Origin of the sequence: Coprococcus sp. LG101-27 (assembly GCF_027695515.1) — a bacterium.
Lineage (GTDB): Bacteria > Bacillota > Clostridia > Lachnospirales > Lachnospiraceae > Allocoprococcus > Allocoprococcus comes.
The window spans coordinates 409-21,690 of sequence record NZ_JAQEUJ010000029.1; the positions used below are offsets into that span (position 1 = coordinate 409).

At 42.8% G+C, this 21,282-nt stretch carries 24 protein-coding genes; 22 read left to right on the forward strand and 2 right to left on the reverse strand.

The annotated features are described in order from the left end of the window. Window positions 1-127: 127 nt before the first annotated feature. Complete coding sequence (locus PG766_RS14560) at window positions 128-934, reverse strand: helix-turn-helix transcriptional regulator (RefSeq protein ID WP_006573790.1); 807 nt, start codon at window positions 932-934, stop codon at window positions 128-130. 484 nt (window positions 935-1,418) lie between these two features. On the opposite strand from PG766_RS14560, the gene PG766_RS14565 reads away from it, so the two are divergent. The 7 genes from PG766_RS14565 to PG766_RS14595 all read left to right on the forward strand — a co-directional run bounded on the left by PG766_RS14565 (window position 1,419) and on the right by PG766_RS14595 (window position 6,768). Next, the gene (locus tag PG766_RS14565) at window positions 1,419-1,607 is read left to right on the forward strand and encodes a hypothetical protein (protein ID WP_002304353.1); all 189 of its coding nucleotides are present in this window, start codon (window positions 1,419-1,421) and stop codon (window positions 1,605-1,607) included. Beyond that, entirely contained in the window at window positions 1,604-1,945 is a 342-nt protein-coding gene (locus tag PG766_RS14570) for a DeoR family transcriptional regulator (RefSeq protein ID WP_015524256.1), read from the forward strand. The genes PG766_RS14565 and PG766_RS14570 overlap by 4 nt, the downstream gene beginning before the upstream one ends. Then, window positions 1,938-2,234: a DUF3847 domain-containing protein gene (locus PG766_RS14575; protein WP_002594808.1), complete on the forward strand. Its 297-nt coding sequence runs from the start codon at window positions 1,938-1,940 to the stop codon at window positions 2,232-2,234. The genes PG766_RS14570 and PG766_RS14575 overlap by 8 nt, the downstream gene beginning before the upstream one ends. A 303-nt stretch (window positions 2,235-2,537) precedes the next feature. Beyond that, complete coding sequence (locus PG766_RS14580; protein ID WP_117546830.1) at window positions 2,538-2,987, forward strand: hypothetical protein; 450 nt, start codon at window positions 2,538-2,540, stop codon at window positions 2,985-2,987. A gap of 185 nt (window positions 2,988-3,172) precedes the next feature. Continuing rightward, the gene (mobQ, locus tag PG766_RS14585) at window positions 3,173-4,753 is read left to right on the forward strand and encodes a MobQ family relaxase (RefSeq protein ID WP_117546829.1); all 1,581 of its coding nucleotides are present in this window, start codon (window positions 3,173-3,175) and stop codon (window positions 4,751-4,753) included. Window positions 4,754-4,817: 64 nt separating this feature from the next. Further along, on the forward strand, window positions 4,818-5,462 hold the full coding sequence (locus PG766_RS14590) for a CHC2 zinc finger domain-containing protein (RefSeq protein WP_117546828.1): 645 nt from the start codon (window positions 4,818-4,820) through the stop codon (window positions 5,460-5,462). Continuing rightward, on the forward strand, window positions 5,431-6,768 hold the full coding sequence (locus tag PG766_RS14595) for a virulence-associated E family protein (protein WP_117546827.1): 1,338 nt from the start codon (window positions 5,431-5,433) through the stop codon (window positions 6,766-6,768). Before PG766_RS14590 ends, PG766_RS14595 begins: the two co-directional genes overlap by 32 nt. A gap of 28 nt (window positions 6,769-6,796) precedes the next feature. Here PG766_RS14595 and PG766_RS17000 read toward each other — a convergent pair whose 3' ends face one another. After that, on the reverse strand, window positions 6,797-7,036 hold the full coding sequence (locus PG766_RS17000; RefSeq protein WP_021682886.1) for a hypothetical protein: 240 nt from the start codon (window positions 7,034-7,036) through the stop codon (window positions 6,797-6,799). On the opposite strand from PG766_RS17000, the gene PG766_RS14600 reads away from it, so the two are divergent. The 15 genes from PG766_RS14600 (at window position 7,010) to PG766_RS14670 (ending at window position 21,278) form a co-directional block, all read left to right on the forward strand. Next, the gene (locus PG766_RS14600; RefSeq protein ID WP_003020324.1) at window positions 7,010-7,207 is read left to right on the forward strand and encodes a hypothetical protein; all 198 of its coding nucleotides are present in this window, start codon (window positions 7,010-7,012) and stop codon (window positions 7,205-7,207) included. The genes PG766_RS17000 and PG766_RS14600 overlap by 27 nt on opposite strands. Next, complete coding sequence (locus tag PG766_RS14605; protein ID WP_118518038.1) at window positions 7,208-8,878, forward strand: recombinase family protein; 1,671 nt, start codon at window positions 7,208-7,210, stop codon at window positions 8,876-8,878. A 101-nt stretch (window positions 8,879-8,979) separates the two neighbouring features. Further along, on the forward strand, window positions 8,980-9,414 hold the full coding sequence (locus PG766_RS14610; protein WP_442872523.1) for an RloB domain-containing protein: 435 nt from the start codon (window positions 8,980-8,982) through the stop codon (window positions 9,412-9,414). 39 nt (window positions 9,415-9,453) lie between these two features. Continuing rightward, complete coding sequence (locus PG766_RS14615; protein ID WP_243014347.1) at window positions 9,454-10,362, forward strand: SIR2 family NAD-dependent protein deacylase; 909 nt, start codon at window positions 9,454-9,456, stop codon at window positions 10,360-10,362. A gap of 71 nt (window positions 10,363-10,433) precedes the next feature. After that, complete coding sequence (locus PG766_RS14620; RefSeq protein ID WP_270591101.1) at window positions 10,434-12,956, forward strand: SIR2 family protein; 2,523 nt, start codon at window positions 10,434-10,436, stop codon at window positions 12,954-12,956. A 122-nt stretch (window positions 12,957-13,078) separates the two neighbouring features. Beyond that, the gene (locus tag PG766_RS14625; RefSeq protein WP_117824320.1) at window positions 13,079-14,065 is read left to right on the forward strand and encodes a DUF3991 and TOPRIM domain-containing protein; all 987 of its coding nucleotides are present in this window, start codon (window positions 13,079-13,081) and stop codon (window positions 14,063-14,065) included. Between the two features lie 14 nt (window positions 14,066-14,079). After that, on the forward strand, window positions 14,080-14,310 hold the full coding sequence (locus PG766_RS14630) for a hypothetical protein (protein ID WP_243006463.1): 231 nt from the start codon (window positions 14,080-14,082) through the stop codon (window positions 14,308-14,310). Between the two features lie 123 nt (window positions 14,311-14,433). Continuing rightward, window positions 14,434-14,520: a DUF3789 domain-containing protein gene (locus PG766_RS14635; RefSeq protein ID WP_101872451.1), complete on the forward strand. Its 87-nt coding sequence runs from the start codon at window positions 14,434-14,436 to the stop codon at window positions 14,518-14,520. Between the two features lie 120 nt (window positions 14,521-14,640). Beyond that, a complete protein-coding gene (locus tag PG766_RS14640) occupies window positions 14,641-15,627 on the forward strand; it encodes a DUF5688 family protein (RefSeq protein WP_118199078.1) in 987 nt (328 codons plus the stop codon). Then, on the forward strand, window positions 15,624-15,962 hold the full coding sequence (locus tag PG766_RS14645; protein WP_021740716.1) for a plasmid mobilization protein: 339 nt from the start codon (window positions 15,624-15,626) through the stop codon (window positions 15,960-15,962). The genes PG766_RS14640 and PG766_RS14645 overlap by 4 nt, the downstream gene beginning before the upstream one ends. Further along, the gene (locus PG766_RS14650; protein ID WP_118199079.1) at window positions 15,953-17,398 is read left to right on the forward strand and encodes a relaxase/mobilization nuclease domain-containing protein; all 1,446 of its coding nucleotides are present in this window, start codon (window positions 15,953-15,955) and stop codon (window positions 17,396-17,398) included. The genes PG766_RS14645 and PG766_RS14650 overlap by 10 nt, the downstream gene beginning before the upstream one ends. Continuing rightward, entirely contained in the window at window positions 17,373-18,254 is an 882-nt protein-coding gene (locus PG766_RS14655; RefSeq protein WP_270591105.1) for a PcfB family protein, read from the forward strand. Before PG766_RS14650 ends, PG766_RS14655 begins: the two co-directional genes overlap by 26 nt. Before the next feature lie 5 nt (window positions 18,255-18,259). Continuing rightward, window positions 18,260-19,264: a hypothetical protein gene (locus PG766_RS14660; RefSeq protein WP_118199081.1), complete on the forward strand. Its 1,005-nt coding sequence runs from the start codon at window positions 18,260-18,262 to the stop codon at window positions 19,262-19,264. 27 nt (window positions 19,265-19,291) lie between these two features. Further along, a complete protein-coding gene (locus PG766_RS14665) occupies window positions 19,292-19,495 on the forward strand; it encodes a hypothetical protein (protein ID WP_006426173.1) in 204 nt (67 codons plus the stop codon). Continuing rightward, the gene (locus tag PG766_RS14670) at window positions 19,482-21,278 is read left to right on the forward strand and encodes a VirD4-like conjugal transfer protein, CD1115 family (RefSeq protein ID WP_118199082.1); all 1,797 of its coding nucleotides are present in this window, start codon (window positions 19,482-19,484) and stop codon (window positions 21,276-21,278) included. The genes PG766_RS14665 and PG766_RS14670 overlap by 14 nt, the downstream gene beginning before the upstream one ends. Window positions 21,279-21,282 lie beyond the last annotated feature (4 nt).

Below are 21,282 nucleotides of genomic sequence, written 5' to 3' on the forward strand. Positions count from 1 at the left end.
ATTCAAAGGTTATTTGCAAAGACTAATTTGAAAATTCCAGTTTGTCGTGCTAAAAATTCAACTGAATAATCCCAGCAAAAACCGCTGCTACATGGAAGCCAACAAACCATGCAACAGCGGTTTTTCTTTATCGTTTTTTCCTCTGGCTGATAGGCGTTCCCATTTTCTTTGATTTTTTGAGAATCCGAATCAGCCAGCGAAATTCTTCATCTGACAGATTTTTATAGTTGATACCAAGCTGCTTACAGTAAAGGACAACCAGCTTTTCATCACGGCTGCCCTTGAAATTTTCAACCGCTTCCAGATTTTCTTTCAGTTCATCGGCAACGGTGGTCTGAGGTGCACTCTCGCTGTCCTTTTTATGGGCTTCCCGAATATCCCGGATAATCAGGTTGAGGTCATCCCGTACCATGTGACTGAAATATTCATCATCACTGATATGGGCGGCTTGCAACACTTTCAAATGGGGGTCATCTTCGCCGGGGCGATACCGTTCAATGATTTCATGCCGGACGGTATCGACAAGGGCGTTGAGGTTTTGAATCTGCATGGTGGCAATCCCATCCACATAAATCTCAATGTCCGCAAGAAACTTGATAAAGTCCTTATGGGTGGCAAGTTCGCACAGCAGACGGTTGTTAATCCGACCGCTTTTCAGAAGTGCTACCATCTCATCACTCAAATGCAGCTCCCTTAATGGCGTGTTGATCTCCGCCCGGTTCTCTGTCCGGCAAAAGAGATAATCGAGGGACACCCCATAAAAATCTGCCAGCAGGATAAGGTTGCCATGATTGATTTCCTTATAGTCGTCTTTTTCATAACTGCCAAGAGCCGATTTTGAAATACCCGTTTGCTCAGCCAGTTCTTCCAGTTTTAATCCTTTGTTTAATCGTAAATCTTTTAGCCGTTCCTGTATTGTAGTAGCTCCGTTCATTGAAGCAGTTCCCCCTTTCTAACGACATTTATAACCGTTGAATTGATTATACCATATCAATTCCGCAATCGTGGAAATTTCTGATTTTTACCCCGAATTCCTACTTTGTGGACATACGGCACAGGGCACAAAAATGTTCTATGATACAGGTAGTTCATCGATGGATTATTCCAATCGAATGACCAGCCTGTGTGGGATATGCTTCCCCGGCGATGTAGTGCCATGACTTTTGGCAGGGATATGGAGGAACCCTGACCAAAACGAGCATACCAAAGGGAGCGATACGCCGCTGTGAGATTCAGGGGAGGAACGACACCGGGGAGAACTGGCGAACTGACACCGAAATGATACCGAAACACGACAATCTGATAGGGGGATAGTCTACCCTATCTCTGATACTTCGGGAGATTTTAGGCGGCTCTATGGCTGTAATTTTGCCGAAAATCGCCCCGAAACCATACACGAAAACGGGAGGAAGCGCAATATGCCGAGAATGAGCAAAAAGAGGAAGCATGAGCTTTCTTTTTACCTCAATGACCGGGGGCGTGTCACTTACAACGAATTATGCCGGAAATGCCAGCATGGGTGCAAGCAGAGCTTCCGGGCGGTTGTGATTGACTGCCCCCGTTATTTATCCAAACGAGCAAAGAAAAAGGAGGAACACACCGAATGATTTTTGAATTTATGACGATAGACACACCATTGCCGCCCTGTATGGCTTTTCCAAGAGCGTTGACAGGGTTTCCAGTCAGCAGCACCGCAAAGATCATGTACTGCCGGATGTTGGACGCTATGCTCTCCAATGGGCAGGAGGACGAGAACGGAATCCTGTTTGTCTGCTTCCCTGTCACAGCCATTGCCGCAGTCCTGTCCCGCAGCTCTATGACGGTCAAGCGTTCTTTGAATGAACTGGAAAACGCCGGACTTATCATGCGGGTGCGTCAGGGCGTTGGAGAACCAAACAGGATTTATGTGCTGATACCGGGAAAGGAGGACGCTGCCCTTGCCTGATACCTCAAAGCTGGAAAAACTCAATCGGGAGTTGGAGAAAAGCGAAAAGAAACTGCGGAAAGCCATCAATGATGAAAAGGCATTGCAGCACCAGTTAAAGCAGCTTACCCGAAAGGAACGGACGCACCGGCTCTGTACTCGTGGCGGTATGCTGGAAAGTTTTCTGCAAGAGCCGGAACGCCTGACAGATGATGATGTCATGCTGTTGTTGAAACTCATTTTTCACAGGCAGGACACGCAGGAACTATTGAAAAAACTGCTGGAACGGGAGAAGCCGGAAACCCCTTAGTTTACTAAGGGCGCAATTATACACCACCCAGAGGTTGGTGCATTGCGTTCTCCGAAGGCTCCTCGCCGGAGGGCTGTGATTTTCCGCAGTCATGGTCTGCTCCAAATCATACAGGGGACGCTACACTTCCCCTGCGCTGGCTGCCGCCAGCTACCCTTTTGTGGACTTGCCTGTTGGGGACACCTTGCGGTGCAAGCTGTTCCCAGCCGACAAGTTTCATAAAATACGCTATCTTTTCGATAGGCGATGAAGTATAATGGAGATGACAACAAATCGGGATTTTGGGAGCAGGAGAAATCGAGATTGGAGGATAAATTGGTGAACAAGATTTTCAAATGTCTTATTCGATTTTTGATAGAAGTGATAGTTATGACAGTTTTGATTGTTGGAATCAACATATTTATGAATGGTATGTATCTTTGGGAATTGCCCCGCATAAATGATATTCAGTCTGTAAATATCACGTATCCGAGTGTCACGGATGATGTTAAAGAAATTTCGAGCCGTGAGGATATTGAGTTAGCCTTAAAGCTAACGGGATTTCTGAAATATGATTTATTTGGGGAAGTGAATAGCGAAGAAGAACCTGCTATTACAATTACTTATTTTCTTAAAGATGGAACAAGCAAAACCATCTCCGCTAATAACACTACTGTCTGGTGGAACAATAAAATTCATGTAATCAAGGACAAGGAAATGTTTATCAACCTAACAGAGGGAATTTTCTTTCTGGAAGATTTACAAACAAAGTAAATCAATTCAAGTTTGTCAGCTTCACATCGGGTCAACTTGCCCCGAACTTTTACAATTAAATACCCGCCGCCCACATAGCGGCACACCGAGCAGGAAATCTGAAAAAGGTCTCCTGCTTTTTTTCTGCCAAAATGAGGTGGTAAAACGCCACCCCATCCACCAATTACCGAAAGGAGGGACACGAAATGCCCTGCCCACACAACGAAATCACGATTGTTCAGCGCAGCCAGCGACAGTCTGCGGTTGCCGCCGCTGCTTACCAAAGCGGCGAAAAGCTGTTCTGTGAATACGACCAGCAAGTGAAGCACTACCCGGAAAAGCGTGGTATTGTCCACAATGAAATCCTGCTCCCACCTAATGCCCCACAGGAATATGCAGACCGCAATACTTTGTGGAACGCCGCCGAAGCGGTGGAAAAACAATGGAACTCCCAGCTTGCAAGGCGGTGGGTGCTTACCATCCCCAGAGAGATACCGCCCGACCAGTATGCTGTCCTTGTCCGGGAGTTTTGTGAGCAGCAGTTTGTTTCCAAAGGCATGATTGCTGATTTTGCAATCCATGCCCCCCATCCGCCGGGACACAATCCCCACGCCCATGTCATGCTCACTATGAGGGCAATGGACGAACATGGAAAATGGCTTCCCAAGAGCCGCAAGGTTTATGACCTTGACGAAAACGGGGAACGGATAAAACTTCCGTCCGGCAGATGGAAAAGCCACAAGGAGGATACGGTGGATTGGAACGACCAGAAGTATTGCGAAATCTGGCGGCATGAATGGGAGGTCATCCAGAACCGCTATCTGGAAGCCAATGACCGCCCAGAGCGTGTGGACTTGCGTTCTTATGCCAGACAGGGGCTTGATATTATCCCTACTGTCCATGAGGGAGCTGCTGTCCGGCAGATGGAAAAGCGGGGTATCCAGACGAACATCGGCAACCTGAACCGGGAAATCAGAGCCGCCAACCGCCTGATGAAGTCCATCCGGCAGCTTATCCAAAACCTCAAAGGCTGGATTACCGAGCTGGGAGAAAAACGGAAAGAACTGCTTGCACAAAAGGCGGCGGAGGAAGCGACACTTCTTCCCAATCTACTGATGAAATATATGGAGATACGAAAGGAAGAACGGAAGGACTGGACGAGGTCTGGACAAAATCGGGGGACTTCACAGGACTTAAAGGCAGTCAGCGAAGCCCTGTCCTATCTCCAGCAAAAGGGGCTTTCCACTGTGGAGGACTTAGAAGCATTTCTGGAATCTTCCGGGAAATCAGCCGCAGATTACCGCAATCAGATGAAGCCAAAGGAAGCCCGAAGCAAAGTGATTGACGGGATTCTTGCCAGCCGGACAGACTGCAAGGAATGTAAGCCTTTCTATGAGAAGTACCAGAAGATATTTTTCAAGAAAACAAAGGAGAAATTCAAACAGGAACACCCTGATGTTGCCCGGTATGAGAAAGCCGCTGCCTACCTTGCCAAGCACCCAGACGATAAGGACAGTACCCAAAAGGAGCTGCAAGAGGAGCAGGAAAAACTTCTCAGCGAAATCGCAGAGCTGAAAGTACCGCTGACCGAGGTACAGGAGGATTTGAAGAAGCTGCGGGACATCCGCTACTGGGTACGGAAAGCCACACCCGGCACAGAGGAAAGTAAAGAGCCGCCTAAGAAGCAGCCCATCAAGGAAGTCTTGCAGGATAAGGCGGACGAGAAAAAGGCTCAAAGAACCGCCCCGGCACAGGCGAAACACAGACAACAGGATATGGAACTTTAACAGGCACTTGCATTTTCAATCAGAGAATGTCAGGTGCTTTTCTTATTTTCAAGGAGGGATAGATTTGAATGTATTTGAAGCTGTGAAGCAGTCCGTCACAACAAGACAGGCTGCGGAGCATTATGGAATCCATGTAGGTCGGAACGGGATGGCTTGCTGCCCGTTCCATAACGATAAAACCCCAAGTATGAAGCTGGATCGGCGTTACCACTGCTTCGGCTGCGGTGCGGATGGGGATGTGATTGATTTTACCGCCGCCCTGTATGGGCTGGGAAAGAAAGAAGCTGCCGTACAACTGGCACAGGACTTCGGGCTTTCCTATGAGGACTGGAAACCGCCGGGAAAGGCAAAAAAGCCCAAGCCCCGGCAGAAATCCCCGGAGGAACAGTTTCAGGAAGCAAAGAACCGCTGCTTCCGTATTCTTGCCGATTATCTTCACTTGCTTATGGCATGGAGAAAGGACTACGCCCCGCACTCCCCGGAGGAAGCCTTTCATCCCCGGTTCGTGGAAGCCTTACAGAAGCAAGCCCAAGTGGAATATCTGCTGGATATATTGCTGTTCGGGGAGACAGAGGAAAAAGCGGCTTTGATTGCGGACTACGGAAAGGATGTGATACAGCTTGAACAGCGAATGGCAGAGCTTGCAGCCGCAGACGCAGCAAGAACTAAAAAACACCATGAACGCCATGCAGCCGCCCCAGAGCATTGAGGAAATCAAGGCGGGGCTGGAAACTACCGAGAAAGGCGGTGTCCGTCAGAGCATACGGAACTGCCTGACCGTATTCCAGCGTGACCCGCTACTTTCCGGGGCTATTGCATACAACATTCTGACCGACCGCAAGGACATCATAAAGCCCATCGGTTTTCACAGGGAAGGCACCGCCCTGAACGATACAGATATGAAGTATCTGCTTCTTTATCTGGAAGAAACCTATGGGCTTACCAATGAGAAAAAGATTGATAACGCCATCGGGATTGTGGCGAATGAAAACAAGTACCATCCCATCCGGGACTATCTCAATACCCTTGTGTGGGACGGGACAGAACGAATCCGTTTCTGCCTGCGGCACTTTCTGGGGGCTGACGCAGACGATTACACCTATGAAGCGTTGAAGCTGTTCCTGCTGGGTGCAATCTCACGAGCCTTTCAGCCGGGATGCAAATTTGAAATCATGCTCTGTCTGGTAGGCGGTCAGGGGGCTGGCAAGTCCACCTTCTTCCGCCTGCTGGCAGTCCGGGACGAGTGGTTCTCCGATGATTTGCGGAAGTTGGACGATGACAATGTGTACCGCAAGCTGCAAGGTCACTGGATTATCGAAATGTCGGAAATGATGGCAACCGCCAACGCCAAGAGCATTGAGGAAATCAAGTCGTTTTTAAGCCGGCAGAAGGAGGTCTACAAGATACCTTATGAAACCCACCCGGCAGACCGCCCCCGTCAGTGCGTGTTTGGCGGCACTTCCAATGCCCTTGACTTCCTGCCCCTTGACCGTTCCGGCAACCGCCGCTTTATCCCCGTCATGGTTTACCCGGAGCAAGCCGAGGTTCACATTTTGGAGGACGAGGCCGCTTCCAGAGCCTATATCGAGCAGATGTGGGCAGAAGCGATGGAGATTTACCGAAGCGGCAGGTTCAAGCTGGCTTTCAGCCCCACCATGCAGCGGTATCTCAAAGAACACCAGCGGGATTTTATGCCGGAGGACACCAAAGCAGGGATGATACAGGCGTATCTTGATAAGTACACCGGGAGCATGGTCTGTTCCAAGCAGCTCTACAAGGAAGCCTTGAACCATGCTTTTGACGAGCCGAAGCAATGGGAAATCCGGGAAATCAACGAGATAATGAACCAGTGCATTGACCGCTGGAGGTACTTTCAGAACCCAAGAATGTTTTCCGAATACGGCAGACAAAAGGGCTGGGAGCGTGAAAACCCGGCAACGGACTCCGGCAACCCGTCTGAAAAAACGATGGACGGTTTTGTGGAGGTCACAGAACAGATGGAGCTTCCATTCTGAAAAGGACAGCCCGTTGCACCCCCTGTTGCTATCCCGTTGCCGAGCCGGTTGCCGGTGAAAACCCCTTATTTCCGGGCTTTTCACCCTTATAACAACCAAAACAACAGAAAAATAAAAGAAAAGTATAAATAGTAACCATCGCCAGATTGAGATTGTTTGCAAGGTCTTTTGAAGCCCGTTGCCGGACTTCGTTGCCGACACCCTCTGTCTGGCTATTTTCATGTATGGAGGATAACTGCCTATGGCAAAAAACAAAACAGAGATTCATGTGACCACTGTATTTGACGGGGAACTGGACGCCACTGATGTGTTCGTCAGCCTGATTTCCCAGAAATACGGCAAGACGAATACGAAAGAATATCTTGCTAAAAGGAAAGATATGAGCTATAATGAAGATGAGGTTCAAAAGAGCCAGATACCGTCTGGATTGTGTGGGTAAATGGCTATGATGAACGAAATGGAATATAGAACAATCGGAAAGGCACTTGCCGGGGGCTATCGTGCGGCGGTCTATTGCAGGCTGTCAAAGGACGATGACCTGCAAGGCGAAAGTGCCAGTATCGCAAACCAGCGTGATATGCTGGAAAAATACTGCGAAAAGCAGGGATGGGAGGTTGTGGCAGTCTATCAGGATGATGGCTTCACAGGTCTTAACATGGAGCGTCCTGATTTACAGAGAATGTTGAGAGCCATTGAGCGCAGGCAGATCAACCTTGTCATCACGAAAGACCTCAGCCGACTGGGGCGTAACTATCTGCAAACCGGGCATTTGATTGAGGACTTTTTCCCAAGAAACGGTGTCCGCTATATCGCCATGAATGACGGTATCGACACCCTGCGGGATAACAACGATATTGCCCCGTTCAAGAATATTCTGAACGAGATGTACAGCAAGGATATTTCCAAGAAAGTCCATTCCTCTTATCTTCTGAAAGCGCAGAAAGGACAGTTTACCGGGTGTCTTGCCCCTTTTGGGTATCGGAAAGACCCAGAGGACAGAAACCATCTGCTCATTGACGAGGAAACCGCCCCGATTGTGCGGCTGATTTTCGGATATGCCCTGAACGGTCATGGTCCGAACTATATCCGCAGACGGCTGGAGGAAGAAAAAATCCCCTGCCCCACATGGTGGAACCGGGAACGGGGGCTTCGCAATACCCGCACCAAATGGGAAAAGAAAGACCCGGAAAACGGGCGGTATATGTGGGACTTCTCCGTTATCAAAGACCTTTTGATGAATCCCGTCTACACCGGGGCGATTGCTTCCCAGAAAAAAGACTACCGCTTCAAAATCGGCACGATTGGGGAAAAGAAGCCGGAGGACTGGATTGTAGTGGAGGAACAGCATGAACCGCTGATTGACCGCATGAGCTTTGACATTGTGCAGAACAAGCTGAAATCCCGCCAGCGTCCGGGGCAGACCAATGAAATCAGCCTGTTTGCCGGATTGATAAAATGCGGCGAGTGTGGGAAGTCGCTGACGATACGCTACACAAACGCAAAACATCCCCAGCAGATTTACTCCTGCAAAACCTACAATGCCTTTGGAAAGAACCACTGCACCCAGCACCGGATTGACTATGACACCCTTTACAGCCATGTGCTGCGGAAAATCCGGGAATGTGCCAGAGCTGCCCTGATGGACGGGAAAGCGGTTGCCGACCGCCTGACTAATACCTGTGAAGCCGAGCAGCGGGAACAGCGGGAAGCAATGGAACGCTCCCTTACAAGGGACGAGGAACGGATTGAGGTTCTGGATAAAATGGTCATGCGGCTTTATGAGGATATGATTGCAGGGCGTATCAGTGAGCAGAATTTCAACACCATGCTGGAAAAGACACAGACCGAGCAAGCGGAGCTTAAAGCAAAAGTGTCCGAGGGCAGAAAGCGGCTGTCCGATGAAGTCCAGCTTGCCAATGACGCAAAACAATGGGTGGAAGCCATTCAGGAATACGCCAATATCACAGAGCTGGACGCAGCCACCCTCAACCGCTTAATCAAAGAAATCGTCGTGCATGAGCGCATTGACGAAGATAAAACAAGACACATTTCTATCGAAATTCATTTTAATCTCAAACCCATCCCAGAGGTGGAACAGGTCACTGCCTGACCTGTCCCGCCGGGACGGTTCTCTTAAAAACACCATATAGATTTTTTGTACGCCGCCGCCCGCCATCGAGCAGAGTTTTACACCTAATTGGGGATAAAACAATTCATGTCAAAGGGTTTCAAGAAGCATTAGACAATATGAAGAAAGCGGAAAAAATAGGAAAGCAGATTAAATATAAATCCGGGTACAGTAATTTCACTTTCGACTTGTGGATTATTCTTCATATGACAAATTGCAATGCTTCATTCTCTCACAGAAAACAGTACGTTACACCGATTAATCGTGCATTTGGAGAAAAGTTTCAAAATATGGATGAATTCAAGGAAGAGAATAATTTTAAGAGATGCCTTAATAAAATGGATTTGTCCAATGTAATTGCAGCTATTGATAGGGCGAAGAAGATTATGCAGAGAAATCAGGAAAATGGATATACTTTGCATCAATATAAAGGATATCAGTATTATAAGGAGAATCCTTCGTTGGCAGCGTGGGAGGCGATAGAGAAGGTACTGAAGGATTGTGAATTGATAGGGTAGATATATTTTTCGTTTGGAAATATATGGAGGAAGACGCTTATGGATTACATAAGAGAAATAGCGGAAGCGATGTCAGCAAATCATGCAGCTGTGATGATTGGAGCCGGATTTTCAAAAAATGCAGATAAACTTTCATCAACGGACAAATGGTTTAAAAACTGGAATGAATTATCTGATATGTTTTATGAAACGGTATATGGAAATGATGGACCTGGTAAAGAATACAACAGTTCTCTTAGATTAGCGCAAGAGGTTGAAATTACAGTAGGACGACCTAAATTGGAAAATATTTTAAAAGAGGCAATTCCAGATGAAGATTATGGTCCATCAGAAGTGTATACCAAATTAATGGAATTACCGTGGAGAGATGTGTTTACAACAAATTATGATACTCTTTTAGAGCGTGCTGCAGATAAGGTTTCTAAGAGAAGATATAATGTAGTAGTGAATCAAGAGGATTTAGTAAATAGTAATGATGCACCTAGGATTTTAAAACTTCATGGATCGTTTCCATCACAACGTCCATTTATTATTACAGAAGAAGATTATAGAACATATCCTGTAAGATTTGCAGCGATGGTAAATACTGTTCAGCAAGCTCTATTGGAAAATGTATTTTGTATGATAGGATTTTCCTGCGAAGATCCTAATTTCCTTAGTTGGATTGGTTGGATTCATGATAATTTGGGAAAAAGTAGTTCTCAAAAAATATATATGATTTCGGTTGAACATATTTCTGATGCAAAACAAAAATTGTTATTTGATAAGAATATTATTGTGGTGGATTTGCAAGAAGCATATCCGGAAAAAGAAATTCCAGAAAGACTTATGAGTTTTTTCGAATATTTAAGAGGATTGATGAGAAGGAAAAAAGAGATAACTGGTTTGATTTCAGTGAAATATCGTTATCAGCAGAAAATAGTTTTGAAGAAAAAACAAAAAAATTAAAAATTCTAAATGAATCTTATCCAGGATGGATATTTTTACCATGGAAAATGAAATATAAGGTAAATCTAATCTTGGAAGAATTGGATGAGAAAATGAGTTTTTTTCGAGGAAAAGAAAAGTTTGTGGACATATCATTTGATATTCAGTTGGAATATATGTATGAGTATGTGAAGTTTTTGAATATTGTTGGTCGTCCAATTATAGTACAAACGGCAGAAGAATTTTGGAACATATTGGAGCAGCATGAAGAAAAAAAAGACTATAAAATACAATATATTTATCTACAACTGCTAAGAGCATTTCGAGAATTGGCTGATTGGAAAAAATATGATTTATGCAGAGCGAAGATTCTAGAATCCACATTGAAATATGAAGAAAAACAATTTTTATATGCAAATAATTGGCGGATGAAAATGTACCGTTTTGATGATGCAAATCTGATAGAATTGTTAAACAAATGGGATTTGACACAAGGAGATTGGTATTGGTTAATGATAAAAAGTTGTATGTACGCAATGGCTGGTGAAACCGTTAAAGGTGAACAGATTCTTAGAGAAATTCTCCCTAAAATTCGTCAACAACTAGTGAAAAATAACAAAGATGAATATTTATGTTCAATGGAAGAATGTATTGTTTCATTGTTAAACTTTATTCGTCAGGGTAACTGGCGAGCAAATTTGGATGTAGAATCGGAAAATTGTATTCAAACTGAGGATGTAAGATGGTGGGAAGAAAATGAAAAGTATTGTGCTTATTTAAATGAAAAGGATGATACAAAACCAGAGACGGCGTTACAGACGAATTATGATTTAAGTGTTACTTATACATCTCATATGGGCAGAGCCAATACAAAAATTTATTATGCATTAGACTATTTAAGATTCCTTGAGCAGACAGGACATCCATTTAGAATACAAATGGTAACGAATACAAAAGGTTTTCAAAGAGTGATAGAAACATTATATTTATATTATCCGCATTGGTGTTTAATACAGATGCTGGTTGCACAGAATGATAAGGAATTAGATGTTTTGTTTGGAAGAAATAAACTTTCGGAAATGACGCAAGGAGAAGTTGATGAGTGTATACAAGAATATTTAAAAGCACTTGAATTAGTGAGCAAAAATGTAAAGCCTGAAAATGCTAATTGGTCTACGTCAGTTTATGACAATGCAGCAAAGATTCTTCCACAAATTATTTCAAGATTGTGTTACAAATGTTCACTTGGAGTATTGGATCAAATTTTAGATTATATGTTGATTCTTTGCAGTAGTAATGTGCGTGATAATTTTAAAGGAATTAATAAAATACTGGAAGGTGTATGCAATGCATATACAGAAAAAGAACAGGGTGAACGCATCGAAAAAATTTTGAAATTCCCTATGAAAACTAATGAAAGACGAACATATTACGATCCAGTAAATTACTTAAAACGACCAAAAGAAAAATACAAAATTAATGATGATTTGTATAACACTCTTATAATTCAAATACGACAATTGATGGAGAATGGACAAGAACAAGAAAAAGCAGATGCATTACAACGGTTGATTATTTTAGCGCAATTAATTTGTTTAAAGCAGAATGATGAAGAATATTTATATCGACAATTAGAGAAAAAACAGACTTGTGAACATCAATATATTTTGTACCATATAAATAAGGAACGTTACAAATTAAATGATGATGTTATTTTGAAAGGAACATTACAATTAATTGAGCAAGACAGTAATAAACAGTGTTTTTCGGGACATACAGGATCATATAGAGAACTAATTGATATACTTCCAGATTTTCAATTAGATGCCATAGATTATAAAAGATTTTTTTCGGCAATGACCAAATTGATTAGAACCAATATATATTGGAAGGAGAATCAACATACTGCATATCAAATCAAAGAGCGGAATAAGCAAAGTTATAGAATTGCAATAGGATTATTGCTTTTAAAAATAAAACAAAAAGAATCAATTTCGATGGAAGAAAAAAATGTAATAGAAGAATATTTTAAAGCATTACAAGAATATTATCTTTCGTCAAATGTTTTAGCAGTTATAGAGAAAGTATTGCTTGAAAATTTGGAGCAGAAGCATGAAAAATCAAATCAGGAAAAAGATATATATGCAAGTATGGAAGAAAAAGTATGGCTATATTCGGAAGAGGATATAATGTTATTGCAAATTTTCTATTTAGAAATTAGCAGAATGAAGTTTGCCATAGAGAAAACAGAAAAATTTAAAGTTTTTTCGAAGAGTGTATACAAGATGGTTGTGTATAGAGTAATTAATATTGAAATTAGTAACATAATGCCAATTCTACGACTCTTATATGCTCTTGTTGTGAATAACATTAGTACAGAATGTGAAAAAAATGTGTTATTTATAAATCTGCCTCGATTAATGGAGAAAACTGCAATTAGAGTAGAAGATTTTGAAAAAGAAGCTCGTAATAAAATAAACTGTAGAGTGGAAATTTGCGTAATTGCCAGAGAATATTATAAGAGCGGAGAAAGAAATAATAATTTACTTGAATGGAGGAAACTCACAGAAAATATGGATGAATTTGTTGAAATTCGTAATATTGAGTTTGAATAAATATTAATAATACCGTAATGCTACATAGCCAGATGGTTCCACCCAAAGGAATCACCTGGCTATTTTTATGCCCTGATATAACCATATCATATCAATCCCAGGCAGGAAAGGGGATGAAAATCATGCCATATATACCACCATCAGTCATGCAGGAAGTCAAGCGAATGGACTTACTCGCCTACCTGAAAAATTATGAACCGTATGAACTGGTTCATTTTTCCGGCAACACCTACACCACAAGAACACACGACAGCTTGAAAATATCCAATGGAAAATGGATGTGGTGGAGCAGGGGAATCGGTGGCAGATCAGCACTGGATTATCTGATCAAAGTAAAAGAATACAGCTTTTTAGAGGCGGTTGAATTGCTTGCAGGACAGGCAAATATTCAGCCGTCTCTTTCTGTATCCGAGAACATTCCGATGGAAAAACATTTGCTGTTACCAAAGAAAAATGAGGACAATGCAGAAGTGATTGCATATCTTTTGGAACGAGGAATCGACAAAGAAATCATTCGATTTTGTCTGGATTCCGGAAGAATTTATGAAAGTGCATTTCATCATAATGCAGTATTTGTAGGAATGGATGCGAAAGGAAGTCCGAAATATGCAGCTCTTCGGGGAACCGGGACAAGCTTTATTGGTGAGGCAAATGGAAGCGATAAGAATTATTCTTTTTCCGTTTTTTCAGAAAAACCAAGTGAAACGGTGCATCTGTTTGAGTCAGCAATCGATTTGTTGTCCTATGCAACCTTGCAGAAATCAGAGGGAAAGGAGTGGAGAGAGGAACATTTATTGTCTCTTGCAGGCGTCTATCAGCCAGCAAAAGAAATTGAAAAAAGTAAGGTCCCTGCAGCGTTGACCAGAGCATTAAAGCTGCATCCAGAAGTGAAAGTGATCGTACTGCATTTGGATAATGACCGTATCGGAAGACTTGCCACAAAAGCAATTTGTACTGTACTTCCAAAGCAGTATCAGGTAAAAGATGAGCCTCCGAAATATGGAAAAGATTACAATGATCAGCTTTGTATCAAGTTAAACCTGGCGGTTACAAAGAGGGCAAAAGCAGCAAAAAAGAGTCTGGCAAGTCATAAAAAATACGAGAGATAGAAGGTGAGCAGAAGATGAAAATGGTGAAATATGAGCTGGCAGTTGTGCATAAGAAAGACCTGATTTTGACGATGGAAGAGGATGTGGACAGTGAAGAAGTTTTGAAGATTTTTCTTGAAACTCTGAAAGAAAATGAGAAAAATCAGGGAGAATTGCTTGGAATTGTTGCTGAAAAAGTGCTGGAAGAGAGCTGCATGGAGCAGTGTGAAAACTGTCAAATATATTGTCCGGCAGGTGAAGTATAGCAATACACAATACCAGCAAGCAACGCCTTTGGATTGCCACACAGGTTTCCTGTCTGGCAGTCTGCGGCAGCTTGTCAGGGGAATCCCTGAAACCCTCAGAAAATGAAAAAGGAGAAAGTAACAATGTTGAAGTTTATTTGTGGAGTATTAGTAGGTGGCATTATAGGAGTAGTGTTGATGTGCCTGTTGCAGATTAACAAGATTCAGTAGACAAAAAGAAAGGAGATACAAGATGCAGGTTGAAGTATCAATGAAAGACAAGAAGAAAGCAGAAAGACGGTATCAGGAATATTTAAAGAAAATGAACAAGAAGAAGGGAGAACAGAAGAAATGATTGTAAAAGAGATGATAGCAGAAAAGGTATTTGCGGAAGGTGTAGCAAAAGATATTCGGAATTTTCTCCCAGCTAAATATGAGAATGCAGAATTTCAGGTAATGCAGATGAATAAAAATAATGGAGTCCAGATGGTAGGAGTACAGGTAAGACTGCAGGAAGAAAATGTGTGCCCAGTTGTCTATGTAGAACCGTTCTTCAATGAAATACGTCTGGGAGAACCCGTTGAGAAAGTGATGAATGAAATTGCAAGATGTATGGAAGAAGCAGGAAACGCTCCATTTGTGCACAGTAGTATCAACCCAATGGATTATGATTCTGTGAAGGAACATCTAGCAGTGATGCTTGTGAACACGCAGGCAAATAAACGAATGTTACAGGAAATGCCTCATGAAAATATGGAAGATCTGTCGGCTATCTGTTATGTGGATTTCCCGGTAGAGTCTAACGATGGAAAAGCGACTATGAAGGTGAAAAATGAACATCTTAAGATGTGGAATGTGGATGCAAAGGAAATGTTCCAGCAGGCCAGAGCAAATACACAGCCTGTAAATACACCGATTCTTCAGTCAATGGACGAAATGTTGCTGCGTATTTTTAATGAAGAAGGACATGCGACAAATTTATTAGATGAAAGTGTTGATTTTGGATTTCGTTCACATGATATGTTGTATGCACTTACGAATGTAGAAAAGCAATATGGGGCATCTATGATCACGCAGCCAGAAGTTTTAAATAAATTGGAACAGCTTTTTCCAGAAGGATTTTATGTGTTACCGTCATCTGTGCATGAAGTTCTGATCGTTCCGGATAATGGAGAGATGGAACCGAAAATGCTTGGTGAAATGGTACGGGAAGTAAATAAAAATGAAGTGGAACGGCAGGAAGTCCTTTCAGACAGAGTTTACAGCTACGATAAAGAAAAACACCAGATTCGCCAGGAACCAGATTCTATACAGAAAGTAAAGGAGATGGAGCGTTGAGAAAACGTAATGTAGCAATCCTTTTTCGATTGAACAAAAAAGAAGCAGAGGTATTGGATAAGAAAGTAAAGAAAAGTGGACTGAACCGGGAAGCTTACCTGAGACAGTTGATTTCCGGTGTTGTTCCAAGAGACGCACCGCCACCAGATTATTATTCCATGATGCGTGAACTTCATAAGATTGGAAATAACTTAAATCAGATTGCACAGAAAGCACATGTGTTAAATGTGATAGATGTGCAGCGTTACGATCAGGAAGTGTGGAAGTTCAATGAAGCGGTCCGTAAGATTACAGAAGCAGTAATACTTCCGGAGAAAAACGAATCATGGCAGTGACATCAATCTGGAGCATCAAAGGTTGGATTGGAAAAGTAATCAATTATGCGGAAAATCCAGATAAGACCAAAGAACAGACGAGCCAAGAACTGATTTCAGAAAGTGAAACCGGGCAATTACAAGGACTTAATGATGTGATTACCTATGCGGTGAATGCAGAAAAGACCAGACTGAGACAATCTAAATCAATGGAAATGGAAGTTGTCGGAGAATCGGAAGAACTGATGGAACAGTATGTATCGGGACTTAATTGTGCACCGACAACCGCCAGAGAAGAAATGATTGCGGTCAAAAAGCGTTTTGGAAAGGAGGACGGAATTGTTGCGTTTCATGGCTACCAGTCTTTTGCACCGGGAGAATGTAATCCGGCAATGGCACATGAGATTGGAAAGAAGCTGGCAGAAGAATTGTGGGGCAGTCAGTATCAGGTATTGATTGCGACTCATTTGGATAAGGCGAATCATCTGCACAACCATTTTGTGGTGAACTCAGTTTCATTCATTGATGGGAAAAGATACCACAGGACAAATCAGGATTACCGGGATATGCGGATGGTGTCAGACCGTTTATGTAAAGAATACCAGTTATCGGTTGTGAGGCAGCCAGAACAGGGAAAAGGAAAACATTATGCCGAGTGGCAGGCAGAACAGGATGGGAAGCCGAGTTATCACAGCATGGTAAAAGCAGATGTTGACGAGGCAATCCGAAAGGCGAGGACTGAAAAACAGTTCTTTTTTTATTTGCGGGAAAAAGGATATTCTTTTAAGTTCGGGAAAGACATTACCATTCGTCCGGAAGGGCGGGAGCGTGGTCTGAAGTTAAAGCGGAATTTTGGAGAGAATTATTCACTGGAAGCAATCAGGGTTCGGATTCTGGAAGAAAATGAATTACCTGCCGAGAAGAAATTTCCGGTTCAGAGGCATTACCGGATTCGGGTATCCAGCAACTTCAAGCAGACAAGAAAAATCGGAGGACTTCGGGGATTGTATCTGCATTACTGTTATCTTTTAGGAATCCTATCGAAGAATCGCCCGTCAATATCTTCCAAACAGGTGCATGTATTGTTCCGGGAGGATTTATTAAAACTGAATACCGTTTCTAAAGAAACGAAGCTGCTTTGTCATTATCACATTGATACTGCGGAGCAGCTTTTTTCATTGAAAGACCATTTACAGAAACAAATGGAGCAGTGTGCGGAGGAACGGAAGCACTTGCGTTATAAGATTCGGGCAGACAGACCGGAAGAAGAAATACAGGAAATGAAGGAGCAGATAAAAGTTCTGACAGAGAAAATTGGAACGCTCAGAAAGGAGGCAGCACTTTGTGATGGAATTGCCGCACGTTCCAAGGTAGTCGAAGAAAAATTTAAGATGGTGCAGGAAGAAAAAGAGAAGAAGGAGGAACAAAGCCATGAACACATCAGGCGAAGCCGCTGATCAGGTGGTACGAATGTCGTTGGAAGTCGGTGTAGCAGCATTGAAGATCAGTGGCACAGGAGCGAAGCATCTGGCAGTGATGCTGTATGCAGTCTTAAAAGAGAAGAAAAAGACAAAAGGCAGAGTAAGACTTGAAACACTGGTCAAATCAGGTAGACCACTGACGGTATTTTCAGTGAAAGAAAGTGATCTGAAACAATTTGTTCAGGAAGCAAAAAGATATGGAGTGTTGTACTGTGCAGTCCGAAATCCAAGAGGAAGCAGTGACGGACTGGTAGATGTGATTGTAAAGGAAGAAGATGCACCAAGGATCAACCGTATCGTAGATAGATTTCAGTTTGCATCTGTAACAGAAGCAGCGAAGATTAAGACGGAAATTGAGCGGACACGTGCAGAAAAAGCAAAAGCCGGAAAATCAGAGAAGCAGGAAAAGAAGCCGGAAAAAGTACAGGTTCAGCAGGAAAAACAGGGACAGGCAGAACCGGAGAAAGATTATCCGCAGAAATCCAAGGAGGATCAGCTTATGGATGAGCTTTTTGGAGAGCCGGTAAAGAAAGAGGGGAAGGAGCAAAACCCCTCTTTGGCAAAGACGACCAAATCCCGTCTGTCCGAGCCTACCTCAAAGAAGCAAGAGAAAACCGCAGAGGGTACTTCTAAGTTATTTACCCCGGAAAAACCAGAGAAACCATCGGTCAGAAAGGAACTTCGGGAAATACAGAATGCAAGGAAGAAAGAAGCGGAGCGGCGTGAGAATAGAAATGATCCGGTGAGAAATCAGGGAAATAAAGACCGGAATCAGATTCTCCACCAGCAGCCACAACAGAAACGAAAACCAAGGAAAGGGAAAGAGAGGTAAATTTTATGGATAATAGTTTTGATTCTTTATTAAATGCATCGGCTGTACCACAGGATGAAAAGGTACAGGCATTTATTGCAGAAAGCAGAAATAACAGGAATCGCTGCTATGAGTTGTCAGAGCAGGTAACCGCACAAGTGGCAACGGATGGGAAAATGCTGCAGAAGTATCTGGATGTACAGAGTACCTTTGATCGATATACTACCAATAATGCACTTCTGATTCTGGCACAAAGACCAGATGCACAGAAATTAGGTGACTATGGATACTGGAGAGATCATGGATTTTATTTAAAACGTATGGAACGACAGAATCCAGTTCTGATTTTAGAGCCGGGAAAAACATATAAGCGTGAAGATGGTACAGTTGGAAATTATTATAATGCGAAAAAGCTATATGATATTTCTCAGACTACAATGTCCGATACTACAATTCAAAAGTCAGAATATGAAGAACATGATTTAATCCGGGCGTTAGTCAGTACCCCTCCGGTAAATATTGTTGCAGCAGAACCAGAACAGATGCCGGATGAAAAAGGAGCATTTTTTAAACCGGAAGAAGGTTGTATTTATGTAAGAAAAGGGATGAGTGCACAGGAAATCTTTCAGAATCTTGTGCCGGAATTGGTATTTGCCGGATATGCGGATGGGAATCCGCACTATGATAAAAATGAAGATGCATTTCATGTATCGTGTGCGTCTTATATGTTGTGTAAAAAATATGGAATAGATACCAGTCGATATGATTTTTCACATGCACCAGAGTTCTTTGAAAAAATGGAGACTCAGGAAGAGCGGGCGGAACTTTCCAGAGCCAGAGATGCAGCGAATGCAATTTCTGCAAGAATGGCAAAGGTACTGGATCAGAATCGAAATGCAACTTACCGACAGTCAGAGACTGAAAGACCAGAACAAGACAGTCCTGAAAATGAGAAAACAAAGAAAGAAAATTCAGAGCCTGAAAAGAAGGACCAGAAATCCAGAGGACAGCATAAAAAAGAAGAACGCTAAGAAAATCCGGGAAAGGAGAAAAACGAAATGAGCAGTGATACGATTACGTTAGAACTGGACAAATATGAAAGTGGCGTAGTGTTCCATTCCCTAAAGGATAAGCGGAATCAGATGCTGAAAGAGGGAAAAGATACGGAGCTTGTCGATGATGTTTTAATGAAAGTCATTGAGAAAATCGAAGTACCGTCGGAGAAGGAAAAGCGAGGACGCAGAAGCCATGAAGAACGATGATAAGCAGAGCAGTCTGATGCTGGCGGTAATTGGAATTATCCCGGTTATCTGGTTTGCGTTACTTGTCGCACCTTATCTTTCGTCTGGTCTTATGGGGATTCTGGATGGAGTCTCGGAAGCAATGAACCATCCGTTTTCCATTCGGTTATGTGGGGACAGTGTAAAAACTGTCCTTATTTTTTTGCTGTCTTACGGTATGGGAATCGGGATTTATATTTCTACCAGGAAACATTACCGACGAGGTGAAGAACATGGCTCTGCTAAATGGGGAAATGTGAAGAAAATTAATCGCAGATACAGGGAGAAGCGATTTACAAAAAATAAGTTGCTGACCATGCATGTGCAGATCAGTTATAACATGAGGAAACATTTGCGAAATGTATTGACGGTTGTAATTGGCGGTTCTGGTTCCGGAAAGACCAGATTTTTTGCAAAGCCGAATCTGATGCAGGCGAATACTTCTTTTGTGGTTTTAGATCCAAAAGGAGAAAATCTAAGAGATACTGGGTATCTTCTGGAAGAAAAAGGATATGAGGTAAGAGTGCTTGATCTGATCGACATGGAAAAGAGCCATTGCTATAACCCGTTTGTATATCTAAAGGACGATAACGATGTGCAGAGATTGGTAACGAACCTATTCAAAGCGACTACACCCAAGGGAAGTCAGTCAAACGATCCGTTTTGGGATACTGCAGCTTCCATGCTGTTGCTGGCACTGATTTTCTATTTACGGTATGAAGCACCAGAGGAAGAACAGAATTTTCCGATGGTAATGGAAATGTTACGTGCCGGAGAAGTCAGAGAAGACGATGACCAGTATCAGTCACCACTTGATGAATTATTTGAGCGGTTGGAAATGAAAAATCCAGAACACATTGCAGTGAAGTATTACAAAGATTATCACTCTGGTAGTGCAAAGACATTAAAGTCCATTCAGATTACACTTGCAGCAAGACTTGAGAAATTTAACTTATCCAGTCTGGCAGCACTGACTGCAACAGATGATTTAGATCTGCCATCACTGGGAGAGCGGAAAGTGGCTTTATTTGCGTTAATCCCGGACAACGACACCAGTTATAACTTTCTGGTGTCAATATTGTATACCCAGTTATTTCAGCAGTTGTTCTATCTGGCAGATCATAAATATGGAGGGAGACTTCCGGTTCATGTGCATTTCCTCATGGACGAATTTGCAAATGTTTCACTGCCTGATGACTTCGATAAGATTCTGTCTGTGATGCGTTCCAGAGAAGTGTCAGTCAGTATTATTTTGCAGAATCTGGCGCAGTTAAAAGCATTGTTTGAGAAGCAGTGGGAAAGCATTATGGGAAATTGTGATGAATTTTTATATTTAGGTGGCAACGAGCAGGGGACGCATAAATATGTCAGCGAACTTCTGGGAAAGGCAACGATTGACACGAACACCTATGGAAAGTCAACGGGACATTCCGGGAACTATTCCACCAATTATCAGAATACAGGGCGGGAGCTGATGACACCCGATGAAGTTCGCATGTTGGATAACCGATATGCGATTCTTTTTATTCGTGGAGAAAGACCAATTTTAGATGAGAAATTCGATATTTTAAAACACCCTAATGTGGGACTTACAACTGACGGGAATGGAAAGCCATATCTGCATGGAGCAGTTGACCGGGCAGTGGCAAGTATTTCACTGGGAGACAGCTTGGAAGGTGAGTTCACAGATGATTCACTGGAAGCGGAAGATTATGAATTATTATCCGATGAAGATCTGGAAGAAATTATCCAGAAATATGCGTAAATCC

What these genes read in the sequence shown, in the direction of transcription:
- PG766_RS14560 (WP_006573790.1), bottom strand. Translation starts at nt 934, where the DNA reads ATGAACGGAGCTACTACAATACAGGAACGGCTAAAAGATTTACGATTA.
- PG766_RS14565 (WP_002304353.1), top strand. Translation starts at nt 1,419, where the DNA reads ATGCCGAGAATGAGCAAAAAGAGGAAGCATGAGCTTTCTTTTTACCTC.
- PG766_RS14570 (WP_015524256.1), top strand. Translation starts at nt 1,604, where the DNA reads ATGATTTTTGAATTTATGACGATAGACACACCATTGCCGCCCTGTATG.
- mobQ (WP_117546829.1), top strand. Translation starts at nt 3,173, where the DNA reads ATGCCCTGCCCACACAACGAAATCACGATTGTTCAGCGCAGCCAGCGA.
- PG766_RS14595 (WP_117546827.1), top strand. Translation starts at nt 5,431, where the DNA reads ATGAACGCCATGCAGCCGCCCCAGAGCATTGAGGAAATCAAGGCGGGG.
- PG766_RS14600 (WP_003020324.1), top strand. Translation starts at nt 7,010, where the DNA reads ATGGCAAAAAACAAAACAGAGATTCATGTGACCACTGTATTTGACGGG.
- PG766_RS17000 (WP_021682886.1), bottom strand. Translation starts at nt 7,036, where the DNA reads ATGAATCTCTGTTTTGTTTTTTGCCATAGGCAGTTATCCTCCATACAT.
- PG766_RS14605 (WP_118518038.1), top strand. Translation starts at nt 7,208, where the DNA reads ATGGCTATGATGAACGAAATGGAATATAGAACAATCGGAAAGGCACTT.
- PG766_RS14615 (WP_243014347.1), top strand. Translation starts at nt 9,454, where the DNA reads ATGGATTACATAAGAGAAATAGCGGAAGCGATGTCAGCAAATCATGCA.
- PG766_RS14625 (WP_117824320.1), top strand. Translation starts at nt 13,079, where the DNA reads ATGCCATATATACCACCATCAGTCATGCAGGAAGTCAAGCGAATGGAC.
- PG766_RS14630 (WP_243006463.1), top strand. Translation starts at nt 14,080, where the DNA reads ATGAAAATGGTGAAATATGAGCTGGCAGTTGTGCATAAGAAAGACCTG.
- PG766_RS14635 (WP_101872451.1), top strand. Translation starts at nt 14,434, where the DNA reads ATGTTGAAGTTTATTTGTGGAGTATTAGTAGGTGGCATTATAGGAGTA.
- PG766_RS14640 (WP_118199078.1), top strand. Translation starts at nt 14,641, where the DNA reads ATGATTGTAAAAGAGATGATAGCAGAAAAGGTATTTGCGGAAGGTGTA.
- PG766_RS14650 (WP_118199079.1), top strand. Translation starts at nt 15,953, where the DNA reads ATGGCAGTGACATCAATCTGGAGCATCAAAGGTTGGATTGGAAAAGTA.
- PG766_RS14655 (WP_270591105.1), top strand. Translation starts at nt 17,373, where the DNA reads ATGAACACATCAGGCGAAGCCGCTGATCAGGTGGTACGAATGTCGTTG.
- PG766_RS14660 (WP_118199081.1), top strand. Translation starts at nt 18,260, where the DNA reads ATGGATAATAGTTTTGATTCTTTATTAAATGCATCGGCTGTACCACAG.
- PG766_RS14665 (WP_006426173.1), top strand. Translation starts at nt 19,292, where the DNA reads ATGAGCAGTGATACGATTACGTTAGAACTGGACAAATATGAAAGTGGC.
- PG766_RS14670 (WP_118199082.1), top strand. Translation starts at nt 19,482, where the DNA reads ATGAAGAACGATGATAAGCAGAGCAGTCTGATGCTGGCGGTAATTGGA.